This is a genomic window from Pseudomonas sp. lyk4-R2A-8 (assembly GCF_030209095.1).
GTDB lineage: Bacteria > Pseudomonadota > Gammaproteobacteria > Pseudomonadales > Pseudomonadaceae > Aquipseudomonas > Aquipseudomonas quebecensis.
Map to the genome: position 1 here is coordinate 479,197 of NZ_JARVSS010000011.1, position 12,856 is coordinate 492,052.

Sequence of the window (12,856 nt, forward strand, 5' to 3'; positions counted from 1 at the left end):
GGCGTTGGCGGTAACGGGACGCGCACGGTCGCGGGTGAAGTGGGAACTGTCATAGGGATTTGTTAGCGTCGATGTCTTTCACTCAGGGAGACAACGCCTATGAAGCTCGCGCCGACACTACTGGTATCCGCCGTACTTTGCCTGGGGCTCGCCGGCCAGGCGTTCGCCGACACCGAGTTGAAACACTGGCCGGCACCCGCCGCCAAGCAGTTGAACGAGATGATCGCCGCCAACGCCAACAAGGGCAACTTCGCGGTGTTCGACATGGACAACACCAGCTACCGCTACGACCTCGAAGAGTCGCTGTTGCCCTACATGGAAAACAAGGGGCTCATCACCCGCGAAAGCCTTGATCCATCGCTCAAGCTAATGCCGTTCAAGGACACTGCCGACCACAAGGAAAGTCTGTTCAGTTACTACTATCGCCTGTGCGAAGTGGACGACATGGTCTGTTACCCGTGGGTCGCCCAAGTGTTTTCCGGCTTCACCCTCAAGGAACTCAAAGTCCAGGTCGACGAGCTGATGGCCTCCGGCAAGCCCGTGCCGGTCAGTTATTACGAAGGCGATGTGGTGAAGACGTCCGAGGTGCAGCCGCCGAAAGTCTTCACCGGCCAGGCCGAGCTGTACAACAAGCTGATGGAAAACGGCATCGAGGTGTATGTGATGACCGCCGCCTCGGAAGAACTGGTGCGCATGGTCGCCGCCGACCCGAAGTACGGCTACAACGTCAAACCCGAGAGCGTGATCGGCGTGACCACCCTGCTCAAGGACCGCAAGACCGGCGAACTGACCACCGCACGTAAACAGATCGCCGCCGGCAAATACGACGAGAAGGCCAACCTCGGCCTGGAACTCACCCCGTACCTGTGGACCCCGGCGACCTGGATGGCCGGCAAGCACGCAGCGATCCTCACCTACATCGACGAATGGAAAAAACCGCTGATCGTCGGCGGCGACACGCCGACAAGCGATGGCTACATGCTGTTCCACGATGTGGACGTGGCCAAGGGCGGCATTCACTTGTGGGTCAACCGCAAAGACAAGTACATGGCCCAACTCAACGGCATGATGGCCAAGCATGCGGCGGCGCAGGCCAAGGAAGGGCTGCCGGTGACGGCGGACAAGAACTGGGTGATCGTCAAGCCGGATGAAATCCAGTAACTGATCAAAAATGGGGGAGGGGGCTTGCCCCCCGATTGCAATAGTTCAGTTGCAAATGTGCTAACTGGCACGCTGGCTTTGAGATTTGACCCGGCAAAAAAATGCCCCGCACTTGGCGGGGCATTTTTATGGGGGCGAGTCTTACAGGCCGTCGAGCATCGCCTTGTTACGCACAGCGCCTTTGTCGGCACTGGTAGCGAGCAGGGCGTAAGCCTTCAGCGCGGTAGTGACCTTGCGCGGACGCTTCTCCACCGGCTTCCAGCCTTTTTTATCCTGCTCGACCCGGCGTGCCGCCAGTTCTTCGTCGCTGATCAACAGGTTGATCGAGCGGTTCGGAATGTCGATCAGCACTTTGTCGCCATCCTGCACCAGGCCAATCGCACCGCCCGCTGCGGCTTCCGGCGAAGCGTGGCCGATGGACAGGCCCGAGGTGCCGCCGGAGAAACGTCCATCGGTCAGCAGGGCGCAGGCTTTGCCCAGGCCTTTGGATTTCAGGTACGACGTCGGGTAGAGCATTTCCTGCATGCCCGGGCCGCCTTTGGGGCCTTCGTAGCGGATGATCACGATGTCGCCGGCCTTCACTTCGTCGGCGAGGATGCCGCGTACGGCGCTGTCCTGGCTTTCGAAGATTTTCGCGTTGCCTTCGAACACATGGATGGACTCATCCACGCCGGCGGTTTTGACCACGCAGCCGTCGAGGGCGATGTTGCCGTACAGCACGGCCAGGCCGCCTTCTTTGGAGTAGGCGTGCTCGACACTGCGGATACAGCCGTTTTCACGGTCGTCGTCGAGGGTGTCCCAACGGGTCGACTGGCTGAAAGCGGTCTGGGTCGGGATGCCCGCCGGGCCGGCCTTGAAGAAGGTGTGCACGGCTTCGTCGTCGGTCTGGGTGATGTCCCATTTGGCGATGCCGTCGGCCATGGTCTTGCTGTGCACGGTCGGCAGGTCGGTGTGCAGCAGGCCGCCACGGGCCAGGGAGCCGAGGATCGAGAAGATCCCGCCGGCGCGGTGCACGTCTTCCATGTGGTACTTCTGGATGTTCGGCGCGACCTTGCACAGTTGCGGCACATGGCGGGACAGCCGGTCGATGTCGCGCAGGTCGAAGTCGATCTCGGCTTCCTGGGCCGCGGCCAGCAAGTGCAGGATGGTATTGGTGGAACCGCCCATGGCGATGTCCAGGGTCATGGCGTTTTCGAACGCCTTGAAGTTGGCGATGTTGCGCGGCAACACCGACTCATCGTTGTCGCCGTAGTAGCGCTTGCACAGCTCGACGATGGTGCGGCCGGCCTGCAGGAACAGCTGCTCGCGGTCGCTGTGAGTGGCCAGGGTGGAACCGTTGCCCGGCAGTGCCAGGCCGAGGGCCTCGGTGAGGCAGTTCATCGAGTTGGCGGTGAACATGCCGGAGCACGAACCGCAGGTCGGGCAGGCGCTGCGCTCGTATTCCGCCACCTTCTCGTCAGAAGCGCTGGAATCGGCGGCGATGACCATGGCGTCGACCAGGTCCAGGCCATGGGAGGCGAGTTTGGTCTTGCCGGCTTCCATCGGACCGCCGGAGACGAAGATCACCGGGATGTTCAGGCGCAGCGCGGCCATCAACATGCCGGGGGTGATCTTGTCGCAGTTGGAGATGCACACAATGGCGTCGGCGCAGTGGGCGTTGACCATGTACTCCACGGAGTCGGCGATGATCTCGCGGCTCGGCAGCGAGTACAGCATGCCGTCATGGCCCATGGCTATGCCGTCGTCCACGGCAATGGTGTTGAATTCTTTTGCCACGCCGCCGGCGCGTTCGATTTCGCGGGCGACCAGCTGGCCCAGGTCCTTGAGGTGGACGTGGCCGGGTACGAACTGAGTAAAGGAGTTGGCAATCGCGATGATCGGCTTCTTGAAGTCGTCATCTTTCATCCCCGTGGCGCGCCACAGTGCGCGGGCGCCGGCCATGTTGCGGCCGTGGGTGGATGTTTTCGAGCGGTAATCTGGCATGGAGCACTCCGGGCGGCTAATCAGGTACTAAAGGGGAGTGAGCTTCTATGGACGTCTGGAACACTCAGAAATAGCCGTGTGTCCGGAGGTTGCCTCAAACGCTGCGGGATCGCCGCGCGCCGTGGCCTTGAGCTCATAAACCCGCCGGGGGATGACTGGCGATGAATAGGGCCGATTCTACACCGCTGGCGGCTGGAGGGAATGGGGCAATACTCAGCGCCACCGGCTTTGTTTAGACTGGCGGCCCTTTGCTCTTACCTCGCTCCAAAGGAATTGGAATGCCCGTTATTCATCGTCTTCTAGGCTTCTACCTGCTGATCGGCCTGATCCAGGGCATCGTCTGCTATTACGCCGGCCAGTTGCATCGCTTGAGCGAGACGCTGTTCTTCGTCACCGGCACCGTGGTGTTGGTCGGCGGCACTACGTTGCAGCTGCTGGGCGAAAAAGCCCGACATTGGCGCTCATTGCTGCCTACCCTGGCGTTCACCCTGCTGATGGGCGGCATGACATTTTGGGTCTGCCAGGGCCTTGACCCGGATGACAATCACCGCTGGGCGATCAATACCTGGATCATCAGCTTGCTGGTGCTGTGTTATGTCTGTGCCACCTTCCTGTTCGCCTGGCCCGTCACCAAAGGGCAGCGCTGGCGCTATGAGGACCTGTTCCTGCAAGCCTGGAGCAGCGTGTTTATCGTGCTGTACGCGTTGATCCTGGTGGCGGTGATCATGCTGTTGCTCAAACTCTGGGGCCAACTGTTCCTGATGCTGGGCATCGAGTTTTTTGAGCGTCACTTCTGGAGCAAGCTGTTCCTGTGCTTCAGCCTGCCGCTGGTGTTTGCGCTGGGGATGTATCTGGCGGCGCGTAGCGAGAAGGTCATCGGCCAGATGCGCAGCATGCTGTTGAGCGCCTGCGGTCTGTTGCTGCCATTGATTGCGCTGATCAGCGTGTTGTTTACCCTGACCTTGCCGTTCACCGGGCTGGCGCGGATTTGGGCCACGGGTTATTCCACCCCGATTCTGCTGGTGTTGGCCGGGGCGCAGTTGTTCCTGCTCAACGGCGTGTTCCAGGATGGCGTCCAGCCTCGACCGTATCCCAAATGGTTGACGCATTTTATCGAGTTGAGCCTGCTGTGCCTGCCGATTCTTGCCGCGCTGGCGTTTTATTCAAGCTGGCTGCGGGTCGAGCAATATGCCTTGTCGCCCCTGCGTTTCATCGCACTGGCACTGGCCGTATTGTGCAGCCTGTACGGCCTGGCGGCGGTGTGGGCGGTGGCCTTGCGCTCGCCGGTCTGGCTGGGCAACTTGCGGGTGACCAACCCGGCCCTGGCGTTGCTGTTTTGTGGGCTGGTGGTGTTGATCAATACGCCGCTCCTGGACCCGGTGCGCTTGAGCGTCGACGATCAGGTCCGGCGTCTGCTCGACGGGCGTATCAAGGCAGAAGCGTTCGATGCGAACAACCTGCGCTTCGGCCTGGAAAAGTCCGGCCAGGAGGCGTATGCGAAATTGCAGGCCGACCTGGATCAGGAGCGCATTCTTGACCCGCAAGCACGCCGCGCCCTGCGCGAGCGCATGGAGGACACGTCGCTGAGTTTCAGCGAACAGTACGAAAAGGAACGCGCCCAGCGGCCCAAGCCCGAGTTGGAATGGATCGGCCCGCAGCCCAAAGGCAGCGAACAGTTCGCGAACCTCAGCCTGGATGCGGACTCGCCTTGCGAACCCGGCTGCGTGCTGTGGGCGGTCGACCTTGACGAGGATGGCCGGCCCGAAGTGCTGGCCATCCCACACACCGGCTACAGCCACGACTTCATGCTCCCGCGCATTTTTGTACAGGGCCGGAAGGGCCAATGGGGAGATCGCGGCCCGCTGCTGTGGACGCAACTGCCGGACGGAGCCGTCGACACTGAAGCGCTGATCCGTGACATCCGCGCAGGCAAGGTATCGTTGGCCAAGCCGCGTTACCTGCAATTGGAGTCCAGTGACATGTTGCTCACCCCGGTAATTCGGGAGCGTTAGTCGCGGCCTGTTCGGTGATTGGTCACCAGCCCCCACAGGCTCAACCCGATAAAACTGAGGGCGATGGTCAGCAGCAGATGACCGCCCGCCTGGGCCAGTGCCGCGCTGCTGACGGCGGCGGTGAGGAACATGATGCTGTTTCCTGCCGAGGCCGCCGTGCCCGCGCGGCTGGAAAATAACAGCATCGCTGCAGAAATGGCGGCGGGTCGAACCAGGGTGACGGCGAGGGCGCTGATCAGCATTGGAATCAGCAAGGTCACGGTGGTGATGGCTTTCAGGCTGATGATCAGCGTTAACAGCGCGCCAGCAACAAGCAGTAGCCCTAGGCCGATGTTGATTTGTCGCGACAGCGAAATGCGCTTTTGCAGGTACGAAGCCGCCACGCCGCCGAGCAGATAGGCCAAGCCGTACACCATCAGCACCAGCGCATATTGGTATTCGGACAACTTCAGCGCATCCATGAAAATCATCGGCGTCACGCTGATCAAGGCGAAATAACAGGCAAACACCAGGGCGGCGATCCACCAGTAGCGCAGGAAGTCACGATTGCGCGCAACAGCTTTGAGTGTGCCGAGGATGGGCACCGGCGCGCGATGCGGGCCGGTGGACTTGGAGGGCAGGATGCAGAACGCATGGATCAACATGCCCAATGCCATCAGTGCAAAGCCGTAGAAACTGCCTTGCCAGTCGAAGGTGGTTTGCAGCCAGGAGCCGATCAGCGGCGACAGTGCGACAAACGAGCCGCTCAGGGTCATGTAATAGAGGCGCACTCTGGCACGGTGCTGTTCTTCGAACAGGTCCTCCACCAGCGCGTGGCCCAGTACGAAGAAACCGCAGCCCACAGCCTGTACGCTTCGAAACAGCAGGAAGGTCGGATAGTCGTTCGCCAGTGCGCAGCCCATCGCTCCCAGGATCGACAGCACGATACAGCCGAGCAGGACTTCCTTGCGTCCCCATTTATCCGAGAGCGGCCCGGCGACCATCTGCGAGATCGAAAACACCAGCGTAAACAGACTGATCGACAGCGCGATGTCTGCACTGGGGGTGTCGAACCGGGTTGCCAGCGCCGGGAAGGAGGGCAGCAGGATATTGATCGGGAAGAAGCTGATCAGGGAAATGCTGGTGATGAGGATGAAGCGGGAGAGGATGGGCCCAGACATTGTTATTGTTTTCCGGCGTAAAACCAGAAACCGATACTAGTCTGCGAAAAATGCAATGCAATCCAAAGTGTTGGAAGAAATTTCCTGAATTAACGTAGCTTGCTGCGGTAGGAAAAATCTTCATTGCACCGCGCAAAGGTGGGAGGGGGCTGGCCCCTCCCACCGTTTCAGCTATTGGGCAACAACCGGCACGTAATGCTCTTGATATACCGCGTCTCCACGATCGCCGGATGCACCGGATGATCCGGACCCTGGCCGCCGCGTTCCAGCATCTGGATATTGCGGTCCAGATGGCGCGCGCTGGTCAGCAGGATGTTTTGCAGGTCGTCCTCCGGCAAGTGCATGGAGCACGACGCACTGACCAGGATGCCGTCCTTGCTGAGCAGGCGCATGGCTTGCTCGTTCAGGCGGCGGTAGGCGCCTTCGCCGTTCTTCATGTCTTTCTTGCGTTTGATGAAGGCCGGTGGGTCGGCGACGATCACGTCGAAGCGCTCTTCGCTGGCTTTCAGCTCCTTGAGCGCTTCAAAGACGTCGCCTTCGATGCAGGTCATTTTCTCGGCGACGCCGTTGAGCGCCGCGTTGCGCTCCACACCGTCGAGGGCGAAGGCGGAGGCGTCGACGCAGAACACTTCATTGGCGCCGAACGCCGCGGCTTGCACGCCCCAGCCGCCGATGTAGCTGTACAGGTCAAGTACGCGTTTGCCTTTGGCATACGGGGCCAGGCGGGCGCGGTTCATGCGGTGGTCGTAGAACCAGCCGGTTTTCTGGCCCTGGATCACCGGGGCTTCGAATTTCACCCCGTTTTCTTCCAGCGCCACCCACTCCGGCACCAGGCCGAACACGGTTTCGACATAGCGGTTGAGGCCTTCGGCGTCGCGTGCGGCGGAATCGTTCTTGAACAGGATACCGCTGGGCTTGAGCACTTGAGTCAGCGCTGCGATCACGTCGTCCTTATGGGCTTCCATGGTCGCCGAGGCGATCTGTACCACCAGGATGTCGCCGAAACGGTCGACCACCAGGCCCGGCAGCAGGTCGGAATCGCCGTAGACCAGGCGGTAGAACGGTTTGTCGAACAGGCGATCACGCAGGGACAGGGCGACGTTCAGGCGATGCACCAGCAGCGACTTGTCCAGCGGCAACTTGATGTCGCGCGACAGCAGACGGGCGCAGATCAGGTTGTTCGGGCTCATGGCCACAATGCCGAGGGTCTTGCCGCCGGCCGCTTCCAGGATGGCCTGGTCGCCTGCCTGGAACCCGTGGAGTGGGGTGGCGGCCACATCGATTTCGTTGCTGTAGACCCACAGGTGGCCGTTGCGCAAACGACGATCGGCGTTGGCTTTGAGACGCAGGCTTGGCAGGGACATGACGTCGCTCCGGAAAAAAGAGCGGGAGTATACCCTTTGCGCACCGGTTTATGTGGGCGCTGGCTTGCCTGCGATGCGGACGGCGCGCTGTATCTGACGTACGGCGGCGATGCTGTCGCAGGCAAGTCAGCTCCCACATTTGATCGGGTTTCAATTCAGGTTTTTTGAGGTGTCAGTCAGCTTTGCTTCAAGGTTAGAATCCCCACCTAGCCCGGAGTGTGTACTTATGTCCCAAGAGCTTACCGCCGAACAGATTCAACAGGCCCTGCAAGGCATCAGCGTACCGCCGCAACCGCAGATCATGGTGGATCTGCAGATGGAGCAGTACATGCCCGACCCGGACCTGGAGGTGATCGCGCGGTTGATCTCCCAGGACCCGGGCCTGTCCGGCGCGCTGCTTAAAATCGTCAACTCGGCGCATTACGGCCTGAGCAACAAGATCGCGTCGATCCAGCGCGCGGTGAACCTGCTGGGCAGCCGTTCGGTGATCAACCTGATCAATGCCTTGTCGATCCGGGGTGAAATGAGCGATGAAACCATCGTCACCCTCAACCGCTTTTGGGACACCGCTCAGGACGTGGCCATGACCAGCCTGACCGTGGCCAAGCGCACCGGCTCCCAGGCCGTGGACGAGGCCTATGCCCTTGGGCTGTTCCACGATTGTGGCGTACCGCTGATGCTCAAGCGCTTTCCCAACTACATGAGCGTGCTCGAAGAGGCCTACGCCAATGCCGGGCCGGACTGCCGCGTGGTCGATACCGAGAACAACGCGTTCAATACCAACCACGCGGTGGTGGGCTACTACACCGCCAAGTCCTGGCGCTTGCCGGAACATGTGACCGACGCGATCGCCAACCACCACAACGCCCTGGCGATTTTCAGCGACGAATCGTCACGCAATGCACCGCTGAAGAACCTGCTGGCGATCCTGAAGATGGCCGAGCACATCTGCGAGTCTTACCGGGTGCTGGGGAACCAGTCGGTGGACCATGAGTGGAATGCCGTTGGCCCTCTGGTGCTCGATTATGTGGGGCTGTCGGACTACGACTTCGAGAGCATGAAGTTGTCGATCCGCGAATTGGGCGCGAACTGATTTTTTACCCAAGAGGCGTACATGCCCGAGTTACCTGAAGTCGAAACCACCCGTCGCGGGATTGCCCCGCACCTGGAAGGCCAGCGCGTCAGCCGTGTGGTGGTGCGCGAACGGCGCCTGCGCTGGCCGATCCCGGAAGACCTGGATGTGCGTCTCTCCGGGCAGCGCATCGTGCTGGTGGAACGGCGCGCCAAGTACCTGTTGATCAATGCCGAAGTGGGCACTCTGATCAGCCACCTGGGCATGTCCGGTAACCTGCGCCTGGTGGAAACCGGCATGCCGGCGGCCAAGCATGAGCATGTGGATATCGAACTCGAATCCGGCCTGGCCCTGCGCTACACCGACCCCCGGCGTTTCGGCGCGATGCTCTGGAGCCAGGACCCGCACAACCACGAACTGCTGCTGCGCCTGGGGCCGGAACCGTTGACCGACCTGTTCGACGGCGAGCGCCTGTTTCAACAGTCCCGCGGCAAGTCCATGGCGGTCAAACCGTTCATCATGGACAACGCGGTGGTGGTCGGTGTGGGCAACATCTATGCGACGGAAGCGTTATTTGCGGCGGGGATCGATCCGCGTCGAGCGGCCGGCGGCATTTCACGCGGGCGTTATTTGAAGCTAGCGATCGAGATCAAGCGGGTGCTGGCAGCGGCCATCGAGCGCGGCGGCACTACATTGCGGGACTTTATCGGCGGCGATGGGCAGCCGGGTTATTTTCAGCAGGAACTGTTCGTCTACGGCCGGGGCGGCGAGGCGTGCAAGGTGTGCGGGACTGAGCTGCGCAATGTGGTGCTGGGGCAGCGGGCGAGTGTGTTTTGCCCAAGGTGCCAGAGCTGATTGCGGGTGATGGCTGATATCGCTATCGGGGGCAAGCCCTCTCCCACAGTTTGGGCATACATTCCAAGTGTGGAAGAGGGCTTACCCCCGATAAGGCCCTGACAGGCGCTGAATAAGCTCAATGCTTACCGGTAATCTGCCGGTACTTCTCCATCAACTGCTCTTGCGTCTCCGGATGGGCTTCATCCAGCGGAATGCAATCCACCGGGCACACCTGCTGGCACTGAGGTTCGTCATAGTGGCCGACGCACTGGGTGCACAGGTTGGGGTCGATCACATAGATCTCCTCACCTTGGGAAATCGCCGCGTTCGGGCACTCGGGTTCGCAGACGTCGCAATTGATGCAATCGTCGGTGATGATCAGGGACATGGAAACTCCTGCCAGGGCCGTCAGCCAAGGCATCTGAAAACTAATGCGCGCAATTGTGCCGCATTGGCGCCCGCAGTGCGAGCAGGCGCCGATTGAGCGGTCTTACTTCTTGAAGCGCAGCGTCAGTGCATCGGCCACGGCCGGATGCACAAACTTGGTGATATCTCCGCCCAACGCCGCGATTTCCCGGACCAACGTCGAGGAAATGAACGAGTAACGCTCCGACGGCGTCAGGAACAGGCTCTCAACGTCCGGCGCCAGTTGGCGGTTCATATTGGCCAGTTGGAACTCGTATTCGAAGTCCGACACCGCGCGCAGGCCGCGCAGGAATACATTGGCGTTCTGCTCCTTGGCGAAATGCGCGAGCAACGTGGAAAAGCCCACCACTTCCACGTTGGGCAGGTGCTTGGTGACCTCTCGCGCCAGCTCCACGCGCTGTTCCAGGGGAAACAGCGGGTTTTTCTTGGGGCTGGCAGCGACCGCGATGATCACATGGTCAAACAGGCGAGAGGCGCGTTCGACCAGATCTCCGTGGCCTTTGGTAATCGGGTCGAAGGTACCTGGGTACAACACTCGGTTCATCGCGTCGTCCTGGCGGAGTCCGTTGGGGAACCGGATGGTATCGCAGCCATCTCGGTCGGCCAAGTCGACTTATGTAGATAGATGCCGTGAATCCCACGTTTATTCACGCTGTTTTCAGACGTTCGGCCAATGCCGTTGCCAATTGCGCGGTCAGTCCATACACCGACAATTGCGGGTTGGCGCCAATGCTGGTGGGGAACAACGAACCGTCGTGGATCGACAGATTGCGCAATTGGTGGTGCCGGCCAAGGCTGTCGGCCACGGCCATTTTCGGGTCTTCGCCCATGGCGCAACCGCCCATCACGTGGGCGCTGCCCAGGCAGGTGCGGTGCAGTTCCAGGTTGAGGCCCTCGATCAGCGTGCGGGCCTCGGCCAGGGTCTTTACATAGCGCGCATCATGGTGCAGCGGTTTGACCGACGTGGCGCCCGCCGCAAACTGAATCTCGGCCATGCTATGAAAGGCGCGCCGCAGGCCGTCCCAGGCATAGTCCGACACTTGGTAGTCGAGCACCGGCGTGCCGTCGCCGCGCAGCTCCACATTGCCGCCCGGGCTGTCGGGATGAAAGCCGTCGCGCAGCAACGCCAGCATGGCGTGGGTATTGGGTAGCTGGCTCATGTCCAGTGCATTCTGGGCGCCGTAGCCGCCCAGCAGCGTACTGGCCAGCGCCGGGTGCAACGGTGGCGCTTCGAGCTTGTAGGACATTTTGCCGGTGGTGCCGTCCTGCCATTGGAAATGGTCGGAATAGATCGACTGCGGCGCGCCGTAAAACGGGTTGATCACCTCGTCGAACAGTGCCGCAGAGAAATTCACCAGGTGCAGGAAGGTACGCTTGCCCAGTCGCGAATGCGGGTCGGGCGCGTCCGACCGCATCAGCAGCGCCGGGCTGTTGATGCCGCCACCGGCCAATACATAATGCTTGGCCTTGACCGTGATCTTGCGCCCGGTGGGCGCTACACAGCGGGTGTCCATCGCCACGCACTCCAGGCTGCTGACGGTGTCGCCGTTATATTTGAAACGCTCGGCGCGCGCCAGATAGAGCAGCTCGCCGCCTTGTTCCAGGGTCGACGGGATGGTGGTCACCAGCATCGATTGCTTGGCGTTGACCGGGCAGCCCATGCCGCAATACCCCAGGTTGAAACAGCCGCGCACGTTGCGTGGGATCACGTGCCAGCTGTAGCCAAGTTTTTCGCAGCCCTTGCGAATGACATCGTTGTTGGCGTTAGGCGGGATGGCCCAGGGGGCGATGCCCAGGCGTTGCTCCATTTTTTCGAACCACGGCGCCATCTCGGCGCTGCTGTGGCCCTTCACCGTATATTCGCTGGCCCAGTGAGAAAGGGTTGCGTCCGGTGTGCGAAAACTCGATGTCCAGTTGATCAGCGTGGTACCGCCCACCGCGCGGCCCTGCAGGATGGTGATTGCGCCGTCCTTGCTCATGCGGCCGATGCCTTCCTGGTACAGGCTGGTGTAGGCCTCGTCCTCAAGTAACGTGAAATCGCTGCTGGTCTTGAGCGGGCCTTCCTCGATCAGCAGCACCTTGTAACCGGCCGCGCTGAGGATTTCCGCGGTGGTGCCACCGCCGGCGCCGCTGCCGATGATCGCGACATCGGTTTCCAGGGTCAGGTCTTGATCGAGGGCGGCGCCATTATGGGTTTTCCAGCCACGGGCCAGGCCTTCGCGGAACAGATCGGGTACAGGCATCAGGGTCGTCTCTTGTTTTTATTGTGGGGGATGCGGTTCAGATCTTCGGCGGCCCGGGGTAGCCGCAATGGGCCCAGGACGCCGGCTGGAAGTACCAGGCCATGATCACCAGCTTGAGCAGCGAGCCCTGGCCCATGCGCAGCAGGTTCAGGTAACTGTTTTCCCAGCGATGCAGGAAATTGCGGATCTGCTCGGCACTGGCGTTCTCCCAACTGCCCCAGACACCGGTGAGCGGTCCACGGGTGAGGCCCATGCCGAGTACGTCGAACAATTGCTGGGTGAGCTTGAACATCTCCGGGGACAGGTGCTGCAGGCTGAAATCGAGTTTTTTCAGGGTGCCGTCGATGCCGCTGGCCACCTCCTGGGCGCTGGCCACGCCTTCCAGCACCACAGGGATTACCGCGCGCAAAAACGGCAAATCGCTGCTGCGCAGCAGGGCAAAGCCGCTGGCCGGGGTGCTGCTGGAGCAGCCGCTGAGGCTGGCGCCCAGCCCTGCGGTAGCCAGGAACGCGCTGGCACACAGGCCGATCTTCAAGACGCCGCGTCGTGACAGCGCGGGTGAATCCGTGAGGCTGGGGTTCATTGTTATTGTTATCCC

At 61.2% G+C, this 12,856-nt stretch carries 11 protein-coding genes; 4 read left to right on the forward strand and 7 right to left on the reverse strand.

Annotated elements, in window-relative coordinates; translation table 11 throughout:
- The first annotated feature begins 99 nt into the window (after positions 1–99).
- On the forward strand, positions 100–1,161 hold the full coding sequence (locus QRN10_RS13150) for a haloacid dehalogenase-like hydrolase (RefSeq protein WP_285428518.1): 1,062 nt from the start codon (positions 100–102) through the stop codon (positions 1,159–1,161).
- Positions 1,162–1,302: 141 nt separating this feature from the next.
- Here the strand turns inward: QRN10_RS13150 and ilvD are convergent, their stop codons facing one another.
- Positions 1,303–3,144 (reverse strand): dihydroxy-acid dehydratase, encoded by a 1,842-nt coding sequence (gene ilvD / locus QRN10_RS13155; protein WP_181076491.1) that lies wholly within the window; start codon positions 3,142–3,144, stop codon positions 1,303–1,305.
- 278 nt (positions 3,145–3,422) lie between these two features.
- Between ilvD and QRN10_RS13160 the strand changes: the two genes are divergently transcribed.
- Complete coding sequence (locus QRN10_RS13160) at positions 3,423–5,156, forward strand: DUF4153 domain-containing protein (protein ID WP_285428519.1); 1,734 nt, start codon at positions 3,423–3,425, stop codon at positions 5,154–5,156.
- Here QRN10_RS13160 and QRN10_RS13165 read toward each other — a convergent pair.
- Both QRN10_RS13165 and QRN10_RS13170 read right to left on the reverse strand, forming a co-directional pair.
- The gene (locus QRN10_RS13165) at positions 5,153–6,316 is read right to left on the reverse strand and encodes an MFS transporter (RefSeq protein WP_181076494.1); all 1,164 of its coding nucleotides are present in this window, start codon (positions 6,314–6,316) and stop codon (positions 5,153–5,155) included. The genes QRN10_RS13160 and QRN10_RS13165 overlap by 4 nt on opposite strands.
- A 167-nt stretch (positions 6,317–6,483) precedes the next feature.
- Positions 6,484–7,680: a class I SAM-dependent rRNA methyltransferase gene (locus tag QRN10_RS13170; RefSeq protein WP_181076495.1), complete on the reverse strand. Its 1,197-nt coding sequence runs from the start codon at positions 7,678–7,680 to the stop codon at positions 6,484–6,486.
- 226 nt (positions 7,681–7,906) lie between these two features.
- Here QRN10_RS13170 and QRN10_RS13175 point away from each other — a divergent pair, with 226 nt between their 5' ends.
- Positions 7,907–8,773 carry an HDOD domain-containing protein gene (locus tag QRN10_RS13175; protein WP_181076497.1) on the forward strand — a complete coding sequence of 289 codons (867 nt, stop codon included), beginning with the start codon at positions 7,907–7,909 and terminating at the stop codon, positions 8,771–8,773.
- A gap of 21 nt (positions 8,774–8,794) precedes the next feature.
- Entirely contained in the window at positions 8,795–9,607 is an 813-nt protein-coding gene (gene mutM, locus QRN10_RS13180; RefSeq protein WP_034101302.1) for a bifunctional DNA-formamidopyrimidine glycosylase/DNA-(apurinic or apyrimidinic site) lyase, read from the forward strand.
- A gap of 118 nt (positions 9,608–9,725) precedes the next feature.
- On the opposite strand, the gene QRN10_RS13185 is transcribed toward mutM, so the two are convergent.
- The 4 genes from QRN10_RS13185 to QRN10_RS13200 all read right to left on the reverse strand — a co-directional run bounded on the left by QRN10_RS13185 (position 9,726) and on the right by QRN10_RS13200 (position 12,841).
- The gene (locus QRN10_RS13185; protein ID WP_181076498.1) at positions 9,726–9,977 is read right to left on the reverse strand and encodes a YfhL family 4Fe-4S dicluster ferredoxin; all 252 of its coding nucleotides are present in this window, start codon (positions 9,975–9,977) and stop codon (positions 9,726–9,728) included.
- 102 nt (positions 9,978–10,079) lie between these two features.
- The gene (coaD, locus tag QRN10_RS13190; RefSeq protein ID WP_003176711.1) at positions 10,080–10,559 is read right to left on the reverse strand and encodes a pantetheine-phosphate adenylyltransferase; all 480 of its coding nucleotides are present in this window, start codon (positions 10,557–10,559) and stop codon (positions 10,080–10,082) included.
- A 103-nt stretch (positions 10,560–10,662) separates the two neighbouring features.
- Complete coding sequence (locus QRN10_RS13195) at positions 10,663–12,258, reverse strand: GMC family oxidoreductase (RefSeq protein ID WP_285428520.1); 1,596 nt, start codon at positions 12,256–12,258, stop codon at positions 10,663–10,665.
- A 37-nt stretch (positions 12,259–12,295) separates the two neighbouring features.
- Positions 12,296–12,841, reverse strand: coding sequence for a twin-arginine translocation pathway signal protein (locus tag QRN10_RS13200; protein ID WP_253509713.1), 546 nt, complete (start codon positions 12,839–12,841; stop codon positions 12,296–12,298).
- Positions 12,842–12,856: the final 15 nt, after the last annotated feature.